Source organism: Pararhizobium gei, from assembly GCF_029223885.1.
In the GTDB taxonomy this organism is placed as follows: Bacteria; Pseudomonadota; Alphaproteobacteria; order Rhizobiales; family Rhizobiaceae; genus Pararhizobium; species Pararhizobium gei.
In genome coordinates this window covers 1029794-1049678 of sequence record NZ_CP119409.1, presented here as the reverse complement: position 1 = coordinate 1049678, position 19885 = coordinate 1029794, and the positions used below count along the sequence as shown (strand labels likewise).

General features: G+C 59.7%; 23 protein-coding genes. 4 read left to right on the top strand and 19 right to left on the bottom strand.

The window, feature by feature from the left end; genetic code table 11:
- Nucleotide 1: 1 nt before the first annotated feature.
- From PY308_RS04935 to PY308_RS04845, 19 genes are all read right to left on the bottom strand, one after another.
- Entirely contained in the window at nucleotides 2-1135 is a 1134-nt protein-coding gene (locus PY308_RS04935) for a flagellar motor protein MotB (RefSeq protein ID WP_275788884.1), read from the bottom strand.
- Nucleotides 1132-1869 (bottom strand): hypothetical protein, encoded by a 738-nt coding sequence (locus PY308_RS04930; RefSeq protein WP_275788882.1) that lies wholly within the window; start codon nucleotides 1867-1869, stop codon nucleotides 1132-1134. Before PY308_RS04930 ends, PY308_RS04935 begins: the two co-directional genes overlap by 4 nt.
- 386 nt (nucleotides 1870-2255) lie before the next feature.
- Nucleotides 2256-3224 carry a flagellin N-terminal helical domain-containing protein gene (locus PY308_RS04925; RefSeq protein ID WP_275788880.1) on the bottom strand — a complete coding sequence of 323 codons (969 nt, stop codon included), beginning with the start codon at nucleotides 3222-3224 and terminating at the stop codon, nucleotides 2256-2258.
- 313 nt (nucleotides 3225-3537) lie between these two features.
- Nucleotides 3538-4512 carry a flagellin N-terminal helical domain-containing protein gene (locus tag PY308_RS04920; protein ID WP_275788878.1) on the bottom strand — a complete coding sequence of 325 codons (975 nt, stop codon included), beginning with the start codon at nucleotides 4510-4512 and terminating at the stop codon, nucleotides 3538-3540.
- Nucleotides 4513-4777: 265 nt separating this feature from the next.
- Complete coding sequence (locus PY308_RS04915) at nucleotides 4778-5752, bottom strand: flagellin N-terminal helical domain-containing protein (protein ID WP_275788875.1); 975 nt, start codon at nucleotides 5750-5752, stop codon at nucleotides 4778-4780.
- A gap of 314 nt (nucleotides 5753-6066) precedes the next feature.
- Nucleotides 6067-6819, bottom strand: a complete 753-nt coding sequence (gene fliP / locus PY308_RS04910; protein WP_275788872.1) for a flagellar type III secretion system pore protein FliP — start codon at nucleotides 6817-6819, stop codon at nucleotides 6067-6069.
- A 7-nt stretch (nucleotides 6820-6826) separates the two neighbouring features.
- Nucleotides 6827-7378 (bottom strand): flagellar basal body-associated FliL family protein, encoded by a 552-nt coding sequence (locus PY308_RS04905; RefSeq protein ID WP_434064239.1) that lies wholly within the window; start codon nucleotides 7376-7378, stop codon nucleotides 6827-6829.
- 42 nt (nucleotides 7379-7420) lie between these two features.
- The gene (flgH, locus tag PY308_RS04900; protein WP_275788870.1) at nucleotides 7421-8131 is read right to left on the bottom strand and encodes a flagellar basal body L-ring protein FlgH; all 711 of its coding nucleotides are present in this window, start codon (nucleotides 8129-8131) and stop codon (nucleotides 7421-7423) included.
- The gene (locus PY308_RS04895; RefSeq protein ID WP_275788867.1) at nucleotides 8128-8673 is read right to left on the bottom strand and encodes a MotE family protein; all 546 of its coding nucleotides are present in this window, start codon (nucleotides 8671-8673) and stop codon (nucleotides 8128-8130) included. Before PY308_RS04895 ends, flgH begins: the two co-directional genes overlap by 4 nt.
- Nucleotides 8670-9785, bottom strand: coding sequence for a flagellar basal body P-ring protein FlgI (locus tag PY308_RS04890; protein WP_275788864.1), 1116 nt, complete (start codon nucleotides 9783-9785; stop codon nucleotides 8670-8672). Before PY308_RS04890 ends, PY308_RS04895 begins: the two co-directional genes overlap by 4 nt.
- A complete protein-coding gene (flgA, locus tag PY308_RS04885) occupies nucleotides 9782-10303 on the bottom strand; it encodes a flagellar basal body P-ring formation chaperone FlgA (protein ID WP_275788861.1) in 522 nt (173 codons plus the stop codon). The genes PY308_RS04890 and flgA overlap by 4 nt, the downstream gene beginning before the upstream one ends.
- A 17-nt stretch (nucleotides 10304-10320) precedes the next feature.
- On the bottom strand, nucleotides 10321-11109 hold the full coding sequence (flgG, locus tag PY308_RS04880) for a flagellar basal-body rod protein FlgG (protein WP_275788859.1): 789 nt from the start codon (nucleotides 11107-11109) through the stop codon (nucleotides 10321-10323).
- A 12-nt stretch (nucleotides 11110-11121) separates the two neighbouring features.
- Complete coding sequence (gene fliE / locus PY308_RS04875; RefSeq protein ID WP_275788857.1) at nucleotides 11122-11457, bottom strand: flagellar hook-basal body complex protein FliE; 336 nt, start codon at nucleotides 11455-11457, stop codon at nucleotides 11122-11124.
- A complete protein-coding gene (gene flgC, locus PY308_RS04870) occupies nucleotides 11457-11876 on the bottom strand; it encodes a flagellar basal body rod protein FlgC (RefSeq protein ID WP_275788854.1) in 420 nt (139 codons plus the stop codon). The genes fliE and flgC overlap by 1 nt, the downstream gene beginning before the upstream one ends.
- Before the next feature lie 5 nt (nucleotides 11877-11881).
- Complete coding sequence (flgB, locus tag PY308_RS04865; protein WP_275791017.1) at nucleotides 11882-12262, bottom strand: flagellar basal body rod protein FlgB; 381 nt, start codon at nucleotides 12260-12262, stop codon at nucleotides 11882-11884.
- 236 nt (nucleotides 12263-12498) lie between these two features.
- Nucleotides 12499-13047: a flagellar protein gene (locus PY308_RS04860; RefSeq protein WP_275788852.1), complete on the bottom strand. Its 549-nt coding sequence runs from the start codon at nucleotides 13045-13047 to the stop codon at nucleotides 12499-12501.
- Complete coding sequence (gene fliI, locus PY308_RS04855) at nucleotides 13044-14438, bottom strand: flagellar protein export ATPase FliI (protein ID WP_275788850.1); 1395 nt, start codon at nucleotides 14436-14438, stop codon at nucleotides 13044-13046. Before fliI ends, PY308_RS04860 begins: the two co-directional genes overlap by 4 nt.
- 61 nt (nucleotides 14439-14499) lie before the next feature.
- Nucleotides 14500-15225 (bottom strand): flagellar basal-body rod protein FlgF, encoded by a 726-nt coding sequence (gene flgF / locus PY308_RS04850; RefSeq protein WP_275788847.1) that lies wholly within the window; start codon nucleotides 15223-15225, stop codon nucleotides 14500-14502.
- Nucleotides 15226-15227: 2 nt separating this feature from the next.
- Nucleotides 15228-16007, bottom strand: coding sequence for a DUF1217 domain-containing protein (locus PY308_RS04845; RefSeq protein WP_275788844.1), 780 nt, complete (start codon nucleotides 16005-16007; stop codon nucleotides 15228-15230).
- 178 nt (nucleotides 16008-16185) lie between these two features.
- On the opposite strand from PY308_RS04845, the gene motA reads away from it, so the two are divergent.
- The 4 genes from motA to fliG are packed head-to-tail and all read left to right on the top strand — an operon-like array spanning nucleotide 16186 to nucleotide 19746.
- Nucleotides 16186-17064, top strand: coding sequence for a flagellar motor stator protein MotA (gene motA / locus PY308_RS04840; RefSeq protein WP_275788841.1), 879 nt, complete (start codon nucleotides 16186-16188; stop codon nucleotides 17062-17064).
- A gap of 3 nt (nucleotides 17065-17067) precedes the next feature.
- Nucleotides 17068-18015: a FliM/FliN family flagellar motor switch protein gene (locus tag PY308_RS04835; RefSeq protein WP_275788839.1), complete on the top strand. Its 948-nt coding sequence runs from the start codon at nucleotides 17068-17070 to the stop codon at nucleotides 18013-18015.
- A 58-nt stretch (nucleotides 18016-18073) separates the two neighbouring features.
- Nucleotides 18074-18685, top strand: coding sequence for a flagellar motor switch protein FliN (fliN, locus tag PY308_RS04830; protein ID WP_275788835.1), 612 nt, complete (start codon nucleotides 18074-18076; stop codon nucleotides 18683-18685).
- Nucleotides 18686-18714: 29 nt separating this feature from the next.
- The gene (gene fliG / locus PY308_RS04825) at nucleotides 18715-19746 is read left to right on the top strand and encodes a flagellar motor switch protein FliG (RefSeq protein ID WP_275788832.1); all 1032 of its coding nucleotides are present in this window, start codon (nucleotides 18715-18717) and stop codon (nucleotides 19744-19746) included.
- Nucleotides 19747-19885: the final 139 nt, after the last annotated feature.

The window sequence follows — 19885 nt, the reverse complement described above, 5'->3', positions numbered from 1 at the left end:
CTCAACCCTGGTTTGTCTGCAGCAGAATTTCGATACGGCGGTTTGCCGGCGCCAAGGGGTCGCCCGTAACCTGGAGACGCTTATCCGCAAAGCCGCTGATCTGGCTGACGCGTGCCTCGGGCAGGCCGCCGCGCAGCAGCATGTAGTAGGCGCTTTGGGCGCGGTCGGAGGACAACCGCCAGTTATCGTAGGCGCCGCGCTTGAAAGGACGGCCATCGGTGTGGCCGCGGATGGCGATTGCGCCCTGACGCTGGCCCAGAACTTTCCCAAGCTTTTCCATGGCGACCACCATATCGCGCGCCGGAACGGCCGAGCCGAGACCGAACATGGGTGTATCCGCCTGCTCGCTGATCGTGACCAGCAGTCCACCCTCCGTCGGGGTAACGACGAGGCCCTCGGCAAGCTTGCCGGCGGCACCGCCGATTTCCTTGGCAATTTCGGCTTTCAGGGTTTTCGCTTCCGCCGCCGCTTTTTCCTGCGCCTCATCCTTTTTGCCCGGATCGGCTTGTGGCTGACCGGCCTTAGCCTCCAGAGCATCGCCGCCCTGGGCTGCGTTTTTCAGCTCGACCTGCTTTGTCCAGAAATCGGGATCGAATGGGTCGCGATAGGCTTCGCCGCCATCTGCGCCGGTGGCCGGACCGGAAGTCGATGCTCCGCCCTCGCCCTTGGCGCTGATATTGGCGTTTCGCCCGGTTTCGTTGACGATCTCCGACAGGACCGAGTAGGGATTTTCAAAAAAATCGGCATCCGAATACTGCGTTTCCTCACCGGAGGTTGCCGTCAGGTCTTCGCCGTTCTTGGCCGAGCCGCCGGTCTTTGTCTCGGCGCCGTCGGTCTTGGATTTCATCTGGTCCTCTTCGCCCTTAGCGTCCTTGGCCGGCTGCTTGACGCCCTTTTCGGACGGCTTGGCATCGGTCAGCTGGACGGGGTTGAAATAGGATGCCAGCGCAGCCTTGGTCTGCGGATTGGCAGCATTGATGAGCCACATGACCAGAAAGAACGCCATCATTGCCGTCATGAAGTCGGCATAGGCGATTTTCCACGCACCACCATGATGTCCCTCATGGCCACCGCTGTGACGCTTGATGATGATGATTTCGTTTTTGCCATGATGATGGCCTTCGCTCTCGCTCATGCGAGGACCTTCCTGACGTTGTCGGCCCAGGCGGCCATGCGCATCACAAGAATGGAGTCGCCGAATTCGACGGAGAGATCGGGATCGGCCGCCTCCTGATGGCGGAAGACAAGGGTTTCATCGCCAAGATGCGCCTTCAGCGCCTCGAACATTGACGATGGTCCCTTGACTGTAATTTTGCAGCCCTCTCCGGCACCGATAGACTGGGTGATCAGAACAGCGAGGTCCGCAACCGCTTTTTCCCGCAGCATCTCATCCATGACCGGCGCCAGCATGCGCGCCGTATGGTTGGACACCATCGTCGCCAGATAGGAACCGATTTCGGAGAAGCGCCCGTAAATGGCCGCGGCGGCTTCATCTTCGTAGCGCCTGCGCAGGGCTTCCAGTTCCGTCGCATGCCGTTCGTTCAAAGCGGCAGTGTCCGCCGCATGCAATGCCTGCTGTTCGGCTTGCGCTTGCGCCCGCCCCTCGGCAAAGGCTTCGCGCCGTTCTGCTTCAATGTCGATCCTGGGTTCCGGCTGCGGCTTGATCTCAATCGCGTGGCTACCCGGGAGATCGTCGTCGAGATCGGGGAAGTAGCGCGGCGGAGTCATGGCAAGGTTCATCTTCGGTGCGCTGAAATCCTTGAGATATCGCGAGATCGAGGCGCTCATTGCCCAGCTCCCCTTACGCTGTTTGCGCAGGTCGTCGCGGCTTCGCAGGTCGGCGACGCGATGTTGGTCGATATCTGGCAACCACGCCCTCTGACAGCAGATTGTGACACTTCCGGAATGCTCCTTCAGGACGAGACAGGCAGGAACCCGAATCGCCCGGACATTTTCGATCCGTACCGGCACTCCATCCGAACATCAGGTGGCGCCGCATACATTGGCAACGCAACAGTCATATTGCGCGGCAGCCGGAAAAAGGGGCTGCGTTCGGAGACTATCCAGCCAAACTTGTGCGAAAGTGTAGGTCGTCAAAACGGTGTTGGACCGCGCTCGGGCAAATAGCGCGGTCCAACCATTTCCACCGCACCGATGACCGGCGGCACGGTGGAAGAGCGGGTTCCGAATTTAAGTATGATCGGAACCTTGGCTTCATGACCCGGATGGATGCCCGCCGATCCGGTCTGCACCTCTTACTGCTGGAACAGGCGGAGGATATTTTCGGAATTGGTATTGGCGATGGACAGTGCCTGAACGCCGAGCTGCTGTTGCGTCTGGAGAGCCTTGAGGCGGGTCGATTCCTCGTTCATATCCGCATCGACCAGACGGCCGACGCCCTTGTCGATCACATCCATCAGGTTGGCGACGAAATTTTCCTGCATGTCGATACGGCTGGTGATAGCACCAAGAGTCGATGCGGCATCGGTCAGGTTGCTCAGGATCTTGTCGACGGCGCTGATCATGCCTTCCATCGCATCATCGGTGGTGGCGGCGGTCAGGTTAATCAGAACCGAGCCCGTGGGTGCCGTGCCGCCGGCCACGAGGACAAGGTGGTAGGTCGCATTTGCCGTTGTCGCACCGTTCGGCTGAACGATACCGATCCCCTTTGTCAGCTGGCCGAGCGAGGAATTCTTGGTATCGACCAGGATGGAGGCAGCCGTGTTGTAGTCGAGGGTCGAAACAGAGACGGTGCCATTGGTCGAGCGATTGAACGAAGCAACGATCGACTTGACGCCGGCGGCGGTCGCGCTGTCGTTGTAAAGCCAGTTTTCGCCGGAGAAGGAAGCGGACTCCGCTGTGGAAACCAGCTGGTTCTTAAGTTCCGTCAGTTCCTTGTTGATCTTGGTCTTATCGACGCCCGGTTCGCGGGCAGCAACCAGTTTCGCCTTGATCTCGGAAACCACGTCGATAGCCGCGCTCATGCCGGAATAGGAGGTGTCGATCTTTGCCGCACCGAGGCCCAGCGCATCCTGCACGGTCGAGAGCGCGGCATTGTCGGAGCGCATCGTGGTCGCAATTGACCAGTAGGCTGCATTGTCCGCAGCCGTTTCGACGCGATATCCGGACGAAATGCGGCTCTGGACTTCTTCCATGTTTGTGTTGATTGCACGCAAGGTTTGAAGAGCGGCCATTGCTGCCGCGTTGGTCAGGATGCTGGTCATTGGTCATTGCCCCAGTTTGAAAGAAAACGGAACATTCCGGATCGAAACCGGCAGCGACGGGACCAGCATCATGCAAACTGTCCAACTGTTTTGCCCTGGGACAGCCTATCGCTTAAGACATGTTTAACAGCGACATGGTTAACAAGTTCTTAAACGGATTAACAAGCGGGTAATCAAAATGAACAGAAAGAAATGTCTATTGCCAGATCGTTAAGGTCCGCGAGGGCGCGGCCTCAACGAAAAAACCGCGCCCCTTCCGGGACGCGGTTTCCTGATTGGAGGCTGCCGATCCGGCGGCCAGGCTGCGCCCGGCTTAACGGAAGAGCGACAGGATGTTTTCCGAGTTGGAGTTGGCGATCGAGAGCGCCTGGATACCGAGCTGCTGCTGTGTCTGCAGCGCCTTGAGGCGTGTCGATTCTTCGTTCATGTCGGCATCGACGAGGCGGCCGACGCCCTTGTCGATCACGTCCATCAGATCGGCCATGAAGTCGTCCTGCATGGAAATGCGCAGGTTCGTCGCACCGAGGGTGGCCGCAGCATCCGTCAGGCTGCCGAACATCTTGTCGACGGCACTGATCATGCCTTCGATTTCGTCGTCGGTGGTCGTCGCCGTCAGAACGATGAGGGTCGAGCCAGTCGGCGCCGTGCCGCCTGCAGCCAAGATCAGGTGGTAGGTGGCGTTTGCCGTGGTGGCAGCCGTTGCACCGTTCGGCTGTGCAATCGCGACAGCCTTGGTCAGTTGACCGAGCGACGCATTTTTCGTGTCGATCAGAACCGACGTTGAAGCATCGAAGCTCACGATGCCGACAGAGACCGTGCCGGCGGCCGAACGGGTGAACGAGCCAACCATTTCCTTGGTGCCGATGGCGGTGGCGCTCTCGTTGTAGAGCCAGTTTTCGCCTGAGAAGGACGCCGACTGTGACGTCGAAACCAGCTGGTTCTTGAGTTCGGTGATTTCCTTGTTGATCTTCAGCTTGTCGACGCCCGGTTCGCGGGCAGCAACGAGCTTGGCCTTGATTTCGGAAATGACGTCGAGGGCATTGTCGAGACCTGTATAGGCGGTATCCGTCTTGGCAGCGCCAAGGCCGAGAGCGTCCTGAACGGTGGAGAGCGCCTTGTTGTCCGACTTCATTGTCGTTGCGATCGACCAGTAGGCAGCATTGTCCGCAGCCGTTTCGACGCGCAGGCCGGAGGACACGCGACCCTGGGTCGTTTCCATGCCGTCATTGATCGAACGCAGCGTGGACAGAGCGGCCATTGCAGCCGAATTGGTGAGAATGCTCGTCATAGTAAAACTGCCCCTTTTGAACAGATGAAAATGGAAGGGACATTCCGGTCGTTACCGGGAAACAGCAGCCAGCTTCATGCCTGCTAACGCGTTAAATTTCTTGGTTAACCCGCTGTTTCGATAGGCATAGAAAACACTATCTTGGTTAAGGAAAACCTAAAGGGAGAAACTTTTTCATAGGGCAATGAAAAAGCCGCATCCTCTGCAGGATGCGGCTTCTTTTGGGCGTACCAGGCCAGCCTTAACGGTTGGCAGCGCTTCCGGCTTAACGGAAGAGCGACAGGATGTTCTGCGAGTCCGAGTTGGCAATCGAGAGCGCCTGGATACCGAGCTGCTGCTGTGTCTGCAGGGCCTTGAGGCGTGTCGATTCTTCGTTCATGTCGGCATCGACGAGGCGGCCGACGCCCTTGTCGATCACGTCCATCAGGTCGGCCATGAAGTCGTCCTGCATCGAGATGCGCTTGTTGGTGGCGCCCAGCGTTGCAGCGGAGTCCGTCAGGCTGGTCAACATCTTGTCGACGGCACTGATCATGCCTTCGATGTCGTCGTCGGCGCTCGTCGCTGTCAGGGCGATGAGGGTCGAGCCAGTCGGCGCCGTGCCGCCTGCAGACAGGATCAGGTGGTAGGTGGCGTTTGCCGTCGTGGCAGCCGTTGCACCGTTCGGCTGTGCAATCGCGACAGCCTTGGTCAGCTGGCCATTGGCAGATGTCTTGGTGTCGATGAGCACGGAGGTCGAAGCATCGAAGGCAACAACGCCGACAGCAACAGTACCTGTGGCGGAACGGGTGAACGAGCCAACCATTTCCTTGGTGCCGATGGCAGTTGCGCTATCGTTGTAGAGCCAGTTTTCACCGGAGAAGGAAGCCGAAGTCGCCGTCGAAACCAGCTGGTTCTTCAGTTCGGTGATTTCCTTGTTGATCTTCAGCTTGTCGACGCCCGGTTCACGGGCAGCAACCAGCTTGGCCTTGATTTCGGAAACGACGTCGATGGCTGCGTTCAGACCGGTATAGGCCGTATCCGTCTTGGCAGCGCCGAGACCGAGAGCGTCCTGAACGGTGGAGAGTGCCTTGTTGTCCGACTTCATGGTCGTGGCGATCGACCAGTAGGCAGCGTTGTCGGACGCGTTACCAACGCGCAGACCCGAGGAAATGCGACCCTGGGTCGTTTCCATGTCGGAGCTGATGGAGCGCAGCGTCGAGAGTGCTGCCATTGCAGAAGAGTTCGTCAGGATGCTTGTCATGTAGGTTGTCCCTTAAATACGAGATACAAAGTGGGACATACCGGACTAAAAAACTTACCGGTGATGACGGCTCGGCATCATGCCACTCGTCCGCTTTTTGTGAGGCGGTCCAAATCCGTCATGTGAGGGTAATGTCGCAGAGAAACATTGCGATTTGTTTAAATGTGATGCTTACATAATAAGTATCTAATATAATGGAAAGCCGCAAAGAACTGTGCTCACGCGCGCAATAACAAACAAAATCAATGCTTTAATATTTTAGATCAGGCAAATATGGATGCGCAGGATTGACCGTTCGTTAACCACGCCGACGATCATGTGAAAGACCGCACCAGGCTGCCGACAAGAAGGTTCCACCCGTCGATCAGCACGAAGAACAGGATTTTGAACGGCAGGGAGATCGAGGTCGGCGGCAGCATCATCATACCCATGGCCATGGTGATCGTGGCAACGACGAGATCGATGACGAGGAAGGGCAGCATGATCAGGAAGCCGATCTCGAAACCACGCCGGATTTCCGAGATCATGAAGGCGGGAACCACCGCGCGCAGATCGACCCGATCGCCGGTGACGACGGTCTGTCCCTTTTCGCGGGCAATATCGATAAAGAGCTGCAAATCCTTATCACGCGTATTGGCCAGCATGAACTCCCGGAAGGGTTCGGAAATCCGCGTCATGGCCTCGGTTTCATTGATCTGGTTTTGCAGCAACGGGTTGATGCCGTCCTGCCAAGCGCGATCGAAGGTCGGGGCCATGACGTAAAATGTCATGAACAGCGCAAGGCTGACCATGATCATGTTGGATGGCGTCGTCGCCAGACCCATGCCGGAACGCAGGATCGCAAAGGCGATGACGAAGCGCGGGAAGCTGGTCACCATGATCAGGATGCCGGGCGCGACCGACAGGACGGTCAGCAGGCCGAAGGTGCGGATAATCCAGGAGGCGACGGAACCTTCAACAGGCGCGCTGAGAGCAGGCGAATTCAGAATGTCAGCAGGCAAGCCCTGCGCGCCGGCAATACCCGACATCGCCAGCATGGCGGCTATGAATACGATAGTCCGGATCATGGGCGAATCACTGAATGACAAAAGTCCTGAAGATCACATTGGTTACGCGCCCTTCCGAACGAAGGTCAACCCGCTCGGCGATATCATCCTTCAGATACTGGAAGCCGCGTGGCCCTTGGATCTGCTGCAGCGACACGGTTTTCAGATAGGCGGCGATATCCTGGTGGATTTGCTCGGCCATCGTCACGTCAGGCGCGCCCTTGAACAGCAGCGCCACTTCGAGCCTGATCCAGTTTTCGCTGGGATAGGCGAGATTGGTGGTAATCGCCTCGAGCTGGACGACGCCATTGGCTTCCGTCGCGATCCTGGGCAGACCCTCGTCCTTCTTGGCTCCTTCACCCTCCGCTTCACCCTGCTTCGCTTGCTTGCTGGCGACAGCGGCCTTTGCCTCCTCCACCATCTTCGCCTCTTCGGCGGTGAGCGGCTGCGGCGCGACCAGGCCGCCGACGACCCATCCGCCGCCGCCTGCCAGAAGCGTCAAGACGACAACCGCGGCGATCATCGCGATCTTAGACGATTTTTTCGGCGCGGACGGAGCCGAATCGAGAGCTTCCATGATCAAATCCAACTGAAGTTGTGCCGGCGCACCGGCCGCAGTTCCCTAAAGCGGCGAAACGATATCGACAACCTGCTGGCCCCACGGCGGCTGCTGCACCTCGCTCAGGCGGCCACGGCCCCCGTAGGAGATGCGCGCTTCGGCGATCTTGTCATAGGAAATGGTGTTGCGAGCATCGACGTCGTAGGGACGGACGATGCCGGCGACATTCAGAATGCGGATTTCATGGTTGACGCGGACTTCCTGCGAGCCGCTGATCAGCAAATTGCCGTTCTCGAGCACGCCGGTGACGACGGCGGCAACCAGAAGCACGAGCTTTTCGGAGCGTTCGGTGGTGCCTTCTCCCTTGGACTTGGTGTTCGAGCCGTAATCCAGCCCGCCCTTCCAGCCGAAATCGGCGGTCTGCGAGTTTCCGTTTGCCCCGATGTTGAAGCCGCTGTCATTGGTGCGGCTGCGGTCGGTCTTGTTGTCGAACGAAGCCTTGTCGTCAATACGGATATTGACCGTCAGGATATCGCCGACCTTCAGCGCACGCGCGTCCTTGAAGAGCGCCGCCTGATTGTCGCTCCAGAGCGAAAACCCGTTGGCAACCTGGCGCGGCTCCTTCGGATACATCGCCATCTGCGGCGTCTGTGCATATTGCAGGCCGCTGCCGATCGGGCTCATGGACGGCGCCCTGCCGACCTCGCTGAGGGGATTATTCTGGCAGCCGGCCAGAAGGCTTACCGAGAGAAGGACCGGAATTGCATATTTCATGACGGTTCCTTCGAGGTTGTTGAATCGCTGGCGCTGGAAATGATGTTGGTGAGGACGGCGGCCTTTTCGCTGCTCATCTCGGATAGGATGAGGCTCGATTGACGTGCCGGAAGTTTCATCACGATGGCGGCGGCGATCAGAGGATTGACCAGCTCGAGCTGGCCAGCGGCGGCATCGGCCTTCATCGTTTTGTAGATATCGACGAGACCGAGTTCGGCCTGTTTCAGGAAATCGTTGCGTCGCTTCAGCCAGTCCTCATATTCGGCGCGGCGCACCTCCAGCTTGACGATGCGGGCATCGACCTCGGCCTGGAGGCTCTCCAGATCCTTTTTCTGCAGGAGGTAGCGCTGGTCGCGCGCGGCGTCGGCGATATTGGTGCAGAACTGCTGGATCTCGTCGCCATTGGCGGCGGCGGCTGTCGCGGGTGCTGCGACCTCCTGAGCGAAGGCGCTCGGCATGGCGAGCATCGCGCAGCCGGCCGCCAGAAGGATCAGGCGGCGGCAAAGCTTCGGCCGACGAACTGTAGAATGGGATGCGTTCATTGCAATACGAGCTCCGCCTGAAGGGCGCCGGCTGTCTTGATGCCCTGAAGAATGGAAATAATTCCGTCCGGCTTGACGCCGATGCTGTTCAGTCCGGCGACCAGCGAGCGCAGGTTGGAACCGTTGAGGATCGCCACGGCGCCGCCGTCCTGTGCGGCATCGATGGTGGTATTCGGCTCGATCGCGGTTTCGCCGCGCGAGAAAGGTTCCGGCTGGACGACGGTCGGTGTTTCGCTGACCTGAACCGTCAGCGTGCCATAGCTCACCGCGACCTGATTGATCCGGACGTCCTGGCCGATTACGATCGTGCCCGTGCGCTCGTTGATGACCACGCGGGCAGGCACATCAGTTTCGATGACGAGGTTTTCGATATCGGCCATGAGGCGCGACAGGTCCGCCATCTTCGGCTTGTCGATGATGACGGTCTGGGAATCCTGAGCCTGGGCGATGTTGCCACCGAACTCGGCCTTGCCATAACGGTTGATGGCGGCTGCCATGCCGACCGCGGTTGAAAAGTCAGGGTTTCTCAGCTGGAGAACAAGGTTGAACGCGTCCCTGAACTTTGCCGGCAATTCGCGTTCGATGATGGCGCCGTTCGGAACGCGGCCGGATGTGGTGATCCCCTGGGACAGGGAAGCGGCATCGCCCTGCGCGTTGAAGCCGGTCACGACGACCGAGCCTTGAGCAACCGCATAGATCTGCCCGTCGGCGCCGGAGAGCGAGGTCATGACCAGCGTGCCGCCGCGAAGCGAGGTCGCATCGCCGAGCGAGCCGATCGTCACGTCGATACGGCTGCCGGCGCTGGCGAAAGGCGGCAGATTGGCCGTGACCAGAACCGCTGCGATGTTCTTGGAGCGCGATTCGTCGTCCTGCGTGGAGATGCCGAGGTTCTGCAGCATAGCGCGCAGCGATTGCGCGGTGAACGGCGAGGAACGCAGGCTGTCGCCCGATCCCTGCAGGCCGACGACCAGGCCATATCCGATCAGCTGGTTTTCGCGTCCGGACTGGAGCGACGCAACATCCTTGATGCGCGAGGCGGCCGCCAGCGGCGTGATCGCCATGACCAGAGCCGCCACAAAGGACAGGCAGAATTTGCAGAAACGGGAGATCATTTTGCCACCACGTGAATTGTGCCGTCGTCCATAACCGTGCCGGAGACGATAATGCCGGAATCGGTGTTGCGAACCCGGATGAGGTCGCCAACCGCCGCGTTCTCCAAAGGTGCGCCGCCGGCCGTAATCGTCAGGGGTCCGTTCGTGAAAACGATCCGCACGGCCTTGCCGCGTTCCACCGTGTAAGGTTCGCGCAGGGCCGAAACCAGAATGACGCGACCTGCAAGCAGGGTCCGGCTGGTCACCTTGCCGACGACCTGCTTCGTCGATGTCGCGTAGTCACCGGTTAGCGCCGGGTTCGTCACCTCGACCTCTTCAAGTCGCTTGATATCGACGATTTCGCCGGGATAGATGGTCTGCGTCGGAATGACTGCCATGGGGTTTTCGGCAAACGCCTGTCCGGCCGGCAAGATGCTGGCGCAAAGCGACAAGGCTACCAGAAGCGCCAGCGAGCGGCGTTTCCGGTCGCCTGACGCGACATTCATGGTCGATGCATGAGCTGCTCGGCGAAACCTCATGTTTGCCATTCCCTCTGTTATCTCATGTTCTTGCTGACCGTCGCGGCCATCTCGTCGGCGGCCTGGATGATCTTCGAATTCATTTCATAGGCACGCTGGGCGGAGATCAGGTCGGTGATTTCCTTGACCGGATCAACGTTCGACGCTTCGAGATATTTCTGCTTGATCTGGGCATAGCCAGGATCGGCCGGCGTACCGATCACCGGCTCGCCTGAAGCCGGCGTCTGCTTGAAGAGATTATCGCCCTGCGGCTCCAGGCCCGCTTCATTGACGAAATTGGCGAGCGTTAGCTGACCGATTTCCTGCGGTATCGTATCGTTGCCGATGCGGACCGTCACCTGGCCCGAGGAACTGACGGTGATCTCGCTGGCGTTCGGTGGAACGGTGATCGCCGGAGCGACGGTGTAACCGTCGATCGTCACTAGCTGGCCGTCGGCATTGGTGTTGAAGGCGCCGGCCCTTGTATAGGCGGTCTCGCCATCCGGCGTCTCGATCTGGAACCAGCCGCGGCCGACCAGGGCCATGTCGAGATCGTTGCCGGTCGAGACCAGGCTGCCCTGCAGATGCAGATTGCGCACGGCCGACGTCTGGACGCCGAGACCGATGCTGGCGCCTTCTGGCACGACCGCCTGATTGGCACGATTGGGAACGCCCGCGGCCCGCTCCGTCTGATAGAGAAGGTCGGAAAATTCCGCGCGCGCCCGCTTGTAGCCGGTGGTGTTGATGTTCGCGATATTGTTGGCGATCACTTCCAGGTTCAGCTGCTGGGCATTCATCCCGGTGGCGGCAATCGAAAGAGCCTTCATTCTGATTGTTCCTTAGATGGGCATACGTGCGATTTCGAGATAGGCGCTGACGACCTTGTCGCGAATGGCGATTGCGGTCTGCAGCGACTGTTCGGCTTGCATCACGGCATCCACGACTTCGCGGGTATTGGCCTGACCGCGAATGCCCTGTATCGATGCCGCTTCCGATGCCCTCAGGCTGTTGTTCATTTCGGAGGCCATGCTGCTCATGACGTCGGCGAAGCTCTGGGTCGGCGCCGCTCCGGCTGCTCCACCCAGAATGGCCTGCGCCGAAGACGTGTTCGAGGTCGATGAGACATCCTTGACGGTGGAAATCGCCGAGCTGATGGTTTCGATGGCATTGATCATTATTGCGAAGCCCTCAGGAGGTCGATTGTTGCCGAAATCAGATCACGTGCCTGTTTCGTTGTCTGGAGATTGGCTTCATAGGAACGGTTGGCTTCCCGCATGTCGGCCATTTCCATGAGCACGTTGACGTTCGGTATCTTGACCATGCCCTTGTCATCGGCCGCCGGATTGCCGGGGTCGAATTCGATGGTGAATTCGGAATCGTCCGTTCCGAGACGCTGGACTTCGACTGTCGAGGCGCCGCTGACGCGATCGATCTCGGCTGCGAAGCTTACCGTCTTGCGGCGATAGGGATCGGTGCCCGGCGCATCGCCGGTGGAGCGGGCGTTGGCGATGTTTTCCGAGACGATGCGGAGGCGGGTCGATTCCGCTTCGAGACCGGAGGCGGAAACCTTGAGAGCTGACAGGAGAGGATCCATGCGGATTATTTCCTCACCGTCATGAGCATCATCCGGTGAAAGGCTTTGACGAGGCCGGTGTTCAGCTCATAATCGCGCTTGATCGCACCGGTTTTCATCAGTTCTTTTTCCAGCTCGACGCTGTTTCCGGACTGCTTGACTTCGCCATTGTTGAGAAGGCTGGTTTCGGTCACCTGGGCCGCTGCCATTCCGTCGGTGAAATGCCCGGCCTTGGTCGCGGCCATCTGGAAGCCGGTTTCCTTGAGGACGCTGTCGAAAGGCTTGACGTCCTTGCCGGCATAATGCGGCGTATTGGCATTGGCTATGTTGCCCGCGACGACGTTCTGGCGCACTGCCAGCCATTGCGCCTGCCGCGACGCGAGATCGAAAAGCTGTATAGGTTGCATCATGCGACTCCATGCTTGTTGATGGAGACACTAGGCCGGCAATCTTGCGTGGGACTGAATTGTCCGCAGTTGCAGCAAAGGCCGCAGAAAACGGCAGGATCAGGCGTTCTGCCGCCTGTCCATCGGATAAAAGAAGAAACGGGAATGGCGGAGACTGGGGCCAGCGCATTTGGAGCGGATGGACGCCATTCAGCACACGCGATCAACAAGCCTGCCGAACGCTTGCGACCGCTCAATCACTCGGACTGGCGGATTTCTCCCTTGGAGGTGATCATCACCCAGCGCCCGTCGCGCTGTTCCAAGGTGGAGAGCCGGCTGTTGTCCGGAAGGATCCCGCCGATCCTGACGATATACATGCCACTGCTGTCTTCGATCAGGGCGCGGCCATTGGCGACATGAACGAGCTTGAAGCCTGTGGCGGATGGAAACGGTTGATCGAGACTGTCCCGGGGATCGCCCTCAACCTTCCGGCTTTCGCCCTGCGGTACGGTCGCGGTCGTCAGTTGATCTAATGCGGCCTGCGTTGCGGCATCCCGCTCCGTCATGGCGACCGGAGAAGCTTGACCACCCTCACCCGGCTTGGCCGGCGCGTCGCGCACGCTGTCCTCCCACAGAGAAGGGAGCGAGAACTTGTCCTGGTTCATGAAGGCATACCAGGGGAAGAAGGTCGCAAGCACGGCGAGCCCGATCCCTGCCGCCCCCAGCGCGCGATCGATCGCCGGTGTCCGTGCGGTCCGTTTGGGCTGAGCAACGATTTCGTCGGCATCGTAGTCGGTCACGTTCAACCCCTTCTCGTCTGTGTCTGGCCGCCGCCGGTCGCAGCCGCCTTCAGGGCGTTTGCAAGATCGGTGAAGGCGTCGATCGCCGGCCGTTCACCGGGTGTCTGCTTCAGGACTTCGTAAATCACCGGCACCTGCTTGATCGCCATGTCGAGATCGGCATCGCTGCCGGCCCTGTAGCCGCCGATCAGGCGCAGATCGCGGGTTTCCTCGAAGCGATGAATCAGCGACTTCAGCCGCGACACCAGTTTTTCCTGGTCCGGCGTCCAGGCTTTGCGGGCAAGACGCGAGACGGATGCCAGCGGATTGACCGGCGGATAACGCCCCTCCTCCGCCAGGCTGCGGTCCATGACGATATGGCCGTCGAGGATACCGCGCGTCGAATCGGCAATCGGATCGTTGTGGTTGTCGCCATCGACAAGGATGGAAATGATGGCCGTGATGGTTCCCGCCCCTTCGGCTCCCGGACCGGCGCGCTCAAGCAGGCGTGGCAGTTCAGTAAAGACGGAAGCAGGATAGCCGCGCGCGATCGGCGGCTCACCAGAGGCGGTCGCAACTTCGCGGATGGCATGGGCGAAGCGGGTGACGCTATCGACGATCAGAAGGACATTGTCGCCCTGGTCACGGTAGTGCTCGGCGATCGTTACGGCCGTCAGCGGTGCCATCTTGCGCAGCATCGGGCTTTCGTCGCTGGTGGCCACCACGGCGACCGACTTGGACAGATTGTCGCCCAGCGTGTCCTCGATGAATTCGCGCACTTCACGGCCGCGTTCGCCGACCAGAGCGATGACGACCTTGTCGAAGGCATCGGCCCGGGCGAGCATGGACAGAAGCGTCGATTTGCCGACGCCTGAGCCTGCAAAGACGCCGAGGCGCTGGCCAAGGCAAAGCGGCGAGAAGATGTCGATGGCGCGAACGCCGGTGCGGAAGCCGTGCTCGACCCGCTTGCGGGTCATCGATGGCGGCGCAGTATTGGAAATGGAGCGGCGGACATCGCCATGCAGCAGCGGGCCTCGCCCATCGATCGGCTCGCCCAGCGAATTGATGGTGCGGCCACACCAGGATTCGCTGGGTGCGATCCGAAACGCACCCTTGCGGATGACCGTGTCGTGGATGCCTATGGGATCTCCCGGCTCGATCGGGCACACGACGACCGTCTCCTGTTCGATCTTGACGACTTCGCCGAGATGAATGCCGGTCGAACTCTTGTGGGCCACGAAATCGCCGAGCCGCACGTGCCGGGACAGGCCGCTGACCGTATAGTAACCGGCCGATATCGACTGGACATGACCGCCGGGCGCGATGGAAAACTCCGGGTTGGAGTAGCGATCGGCAAGCCCGGCGAGCGCCGCAAGCGAGGACGAGGAATTGTGGATCTGAAGTGGTTCGTTCTGCATTCGGTTCTCTTGCTTGGCCCGGCTTCCTGGCGAAGTCGGCCGCCGTCTGGGGCCGACAGGGTTACTTGCTGCCGCCAAGCGTCTTGATGGCTTCGTCCATCGTTCCTTCGCTGTCGCGCATCAGGGATGTGATGTTTTCGAAGGCGCGCGACACCATGATCAGCTGCGACATTTCCTGAACGGGATTGACGTTGGACTCCTCGACGTAGCCCTGCATCACGCCCACTTCGAAACGATCGACGACCGGCTCCGGATCGCCACTGGGTATCACCGCGCTGTTGTCGTAGCGGGAGAAGCCGTTTGCGAAGCTGCCCTCATACAGTCCAAGGGCTGCAATCTGCGCGCCGTTCTGTTGGATGGCGCCATCGGCACCGACCTTGATGTCGCCCGCCTGGTTGTTGAGCTGGATCGGCGCGCCGCCAGCGTCCAGCACCGGATAGCCGCGCAACGTCACGAGATCGCCCGCCTCGGTCAGCGTAAACCGTCCATCTCGTGTCAAGGCGGGACCGGCTGGCGTCTCGATCTGGAACCACGCTTCGCCCTTGATGGCAAAATCCAGTGCATTGCCTGTCTGCTTCAGGCCGCCATTGGTGGTGCTGATGAATTCCTGCCCCTCGGAGACGAAGGACACCTTCGTCGGACGGGTGTCGCCGATCAGCTGGTTGAACTTCACTTCCGTTGCGCGAAAACCGACGGTGCTTGAATTGGCGACATTGTCGGCCAGCGTGTTCATGCGTTTTTCGAGCGCCATCTGGGAGGAGACGGCGACGTAGAGACCGGTTTGCATTTTCAGCGCCCCCCAAGTTTCAAGGTGTTGATGGACAGGAGCAGATCGGAGGAAATTCCATAGCCGCTGGACGAGCCGAAAACGGCGAGCGGATCGTAATTGTCGGATGAATTGTTGATTTCCCAGAGCGCCGTGAACCGCTCCAGCAATTTCGAAAGCTTGACCGGGCTCTTCAGATCGGCGAGATCTATCGCCTCTTCGATCGCCGCGGCCTGCTTGTCGATGTCGGATGCCGCGAACTCGTCGGGCAGCTGAAGCAGGGTGCGGGTGACCTGCGCCAGCGCCTCGTCGGCCAGAAGACCGTAGGCATTGGTGACGCCTGGCGCCATCCGTTCGAAATAAAGCGCCAGACGAACGCCCGAATTTTCCTCCCCCGCCTTCTGCTCGAGGGTCTGGCGCGCATATTTGTCGGCAACGCCCTTCTGGGCTTTCTCGAATGAAGTGGCGGCCGAACCGGTGCGGGCGAAATTCAGCGATTCCACGAGATCGGAATAGCGGCTGTCGGAAAGCTGCTTGGCGAAGGCATCGTCGCTGTCGATGCCCTCCGTCAGCACCTTGCGCATGAACGCCTTGGCATAGCCCATATCTTCGAGGCCGTGGGCCTTGATCGCGTAATTATAAAGCCTGGTGTCGGCAAAGAAGTCGTCGATGCTTTTCACATCGCCGATATGGGCGAGGTAGTATTCGGTTTCGCGGGCGACATCCGGCTGCTTCGACACTCTTTCCAGCGATGTGGTGAGATTGCCGGCTATCGTCTGGTAGCTGGTATAGGTCGTCGTCACGACGTTTCCCCGATCCTTGAGACAGGACGCACAGCGCCCCCGATGCGAAGAAGCTGCCCGAGTTTGCTTGCGCGAACCTGTTTGCCGCAGCCTTCCTGGAAAGGCATACAGCCAGCCTCACGCAAGGCTGGGCCCCTATCGGTAAGGCTGAAAATCCACCTTTGCGGCAGGTATCGAAATGAACATCATCATCGGGCTCGTCTTGACGATCGGCTGTATCCTTGGCGGCTTCATCGCCATGGGCGGCCATATGGAGGTGCTGAACCAGCCCTTCGAGCTCGTCATCATTGGCGGCGCGGGGATTGGCGGCTATGTCATGGCCAATTCGATGAAGGTTCTCAAGGATACCGGCAAGGCGCTGGGCGAGGCCTTCATGCACAAGGTGCCGAAGGAGCGCAACTATCTCGATACGCTCGGGGTCCTCTACAGCCTGATGCGGGATCTGCGCACCAAGTCACGCAACGAGATCGAAAGCCATATCGACAATCCCGACGAATCCACAATCTTCCAGTCGGCACCGACAGTGCTGAAGAACAAGGAACTGACGGCCTTCATCTGCGATTATGTCAGGCTGATCATCATAGGCAATGCCCGCAGCCACGAGATCGAGGCGCTGATGGATGAGGAAATCAACACCATCACCCATGACAAGATGAAGGCCTATCACGCGCTGACCACAATGAGCGACGCCTTTCCGGCCATCGGCATCGTCGCCGCCGTCCTCGGCGTCATCAAGGCGATGGGCGCCATCTCGGAGTCGCCGGAAGTCCTGGGCGGAAAAATTGCCGCGGCACTGGTGGGCACCATGCTCGGCATCTTCCTCTCCTACTGCATCGCCAGCCCGGTCATCGCCAACATCAAGGCTGTGCGGGACAAGCAGAACCGTCTCTACATCATCGTCAAACAGACACTTATCGCCTACATGAACGGCTCCGTCCCGCAGGTTGCTCTCGAATATGGCCGCAAGACGATTTCCGCATACGAACGGCCTTCGATCGACGCCGTCGAGCAGGAGATGATGAATCCCGGCGGCGGCGGCGAAAGCAAGGCGGCCTGATCCATGACCTCGGCTAGCAAGACCAACGTGTATAATTTCGACCGCAAACTGCTTGCCCGGATGACCGGCACGCTTGGCGACACCAAAACCATCGGTAGGATTTGCGCCGATCTGGGGCAGGTCCTTTCGGAGTTCCTTCCGGATATTTTCCAGAACGAGACCGGTTTCGACATCGAGATCGGCTATGCGGGTTTCGATACCGGCCTCAAGTCCGAATTGATCGACAGGCTGGGAAGCGGCGTCGCCCTCTGCGATGTCTCGCTGCGCAACTGGTGCTCGCATTTCATCATCAGCTGCGACAGCCCCGTGATTATAACCTTGATGGAGCTTCTGCTCGGCGCGCCAATCACCGGGGTCGAGGAGCCAAAACCACGGGCCCTGTCCAAGATAGAAATGGATGTGGCCACCATGGTGGTCGAAAAGATCGCCGATGTCCTGAAGTCCGCTGTCAACGCTGCCGGCGGCTTCGAGGCGACGCTGGAGCGGCCCCACAACGCAACGGAACGGCCCGCGGCAGACCCGGATATCGACGATGTCTTTGCCGCATGCATCAATGTGACCATGGGCGTCGGCCCGGTGCTCTCGACGTTTTCGATCATCGTACCCCAGCAAGCCCTGTTGAAGACCAAGGTGGTTTTCCCGAAGGGCGTCGGTCAGGCCCGCAAGGGCAAATCGGAATGGAACGAACAGCTGGAGCAGCAGGTGCGCCGCTCGACCGTCAATCTCGAAGCGCGGGTCAAGCTGCAGAGCCTGACGCTCGACACGATCAGCCGCCTGCAACCGGGTGATGTCATTCCCTTTCTGGATGGCAAGGACGTGCGCGTCGAGATCAACGCCAACGGCCGTGATCTCTACATATGCGAGCTCGGCCGGTCCGGTGCAAAATACACCGTTCGGATCAAGGACACACATGGTTCGGAGAGCGACATTCTCCATCATCTGATGAGTTAAAAACCGTCCCTGGCTCGCAAGCATGGTTGGGGCAAGTTTCAACTGGAATAGTTCGCACATGGCACCGAAAAAAGCACTCCTTGACGACAAGACGATCCTGAATGCCGGTGATGCCGAGCTCGACCAGGCCATCGACGATCTGCGCGGCGTCCTGCAAAGCGACGCGACCGGCTCTGTTCCAGACGCCGGCTTCGGCATGGATTTTGCTGCGACCTCGCCAATGAGCGATCTATCCGACTTCGGCAGCATCTCCGACACGGGCGCCGCGGATCTCGACGGCTTCGGCGGCGATTTCGGCGGAACGAGCTTCGGCGATGCCGATCTCTCAGCCTCGCCCGCAGGTTCCGGCCATGACAGCTTTGGCGGCGGTTCGTCCTTTGACGAAGCTGCATCGAGCGAGCCGGGCAGCAGCATGACCTCCAATCTCGATCTGATCATGGATATCCCGATCGATGTGCAGATCGTTCTGGGAAGCAGCCGGATGCAGGTGTCTGGGCTCATGAACCTGACCGAGGGCGCAACCATTGCACTCGATCGCAGGATCGGCGAGCCGGTTGAGATCGTCGTCAACGGCCGTGTCATAGGCCGCGGCGAAATCACCGTGCTTGAAGGCGACGAGACGCGCTTCGGCGTGAAGCTCATCGAGATTAAAGGCTCCGGTAAAAGTTAAGGCCCGGTGACGGGTATGAGGATCAATCCATGATGGATTTCGACAATTTTGCAGCTTCGGCTCCGACCACTCCGCTCAGCCAGATGGACAAGGCCGCTGCGGTGCTTCTCGCCATGGGCAAGCCCGTCGCGGGAAAGCTGCTGAAATTCTTCACCCAGAGCGAATTGCAGGGGATCATCGCCTCGGCGCAATCGCTCCGTTCGATCCCGCCTCACGAGCTGGAGGTCCTGGTCAACGAATTCGAGGATCTGTTCACGGAGGGCGCCGGGCTCATGGACAATGCCAAGGCGATCGAGGGCATTCTCGAAGAAGGACTGACGCCTGACGAAGTCGATGGTCTGCTCGGCCGCCGCGCCACCTTCGCTGCCTATGAAACCAATATATGGGACCGCCTGCAGGATTCCGATCCGGTCGCCGTCGCTCAGCATCTGGGCAAGGAACATCCCCAGACCATCGCCTATGTGCTGTCGATGATGCCTTCGACCTTCGGCGCCAAGGTCCTGCTCCAGCTTCCCGAAAGCGGTCGCGCCGATATCATCAACCGCGCCGTCAACATGAAGAATGTCAGCCCGAAGGCGGCGCAGATCATCGAAACCCGCGTCATGGAAATGACCCGCGAACTGGATGCGGACCGCAATTCCACCGGATCGATCAAGATCGCCGAGGTCATGAATGAACTCGAGAAAACCCAGGTCGATACGCTCCTGGCTTCGCTGGAGGCGATCAACACCGACACGGTCAAGAAAGTCCGGCCGAAAATCTTCCTGTTCGACGACGTGCTGGTCATGCCGCAGCGCAGCCGCGTGCAGCTGTTCAACGACGTCTCGGGCGACATCATCACCATGGCTTTGCGCGGATCGAGCATGCAACTGCGCGAAGCGGTTCTCGCCTCCATCGGCGCCCGCCAACGCCGCATGATCGAATCGGATCTCGCCGCCGGCGACGCCGGGATCAATCCGCGCGATATCGCCATTGCCCGCCGTTCGATCACCCAGGAGGCCATCCGGCTGGCTGCCAGCGGCCAGATCGAACTGAAGGAAAAGGAAGCCGTTGCGGCTTAGCGGATTCCGGACCGCCAAACGGGTCCCATTCGAAGCTAGTTTGAAAAACCCTCGAGCCAACGGTTCGAGGGTTTTTCACGTTGATCCACGACTTTCTGTGAAGTGCCGCATTTCCTGGCGAATCTCTCTTGTCTGACGT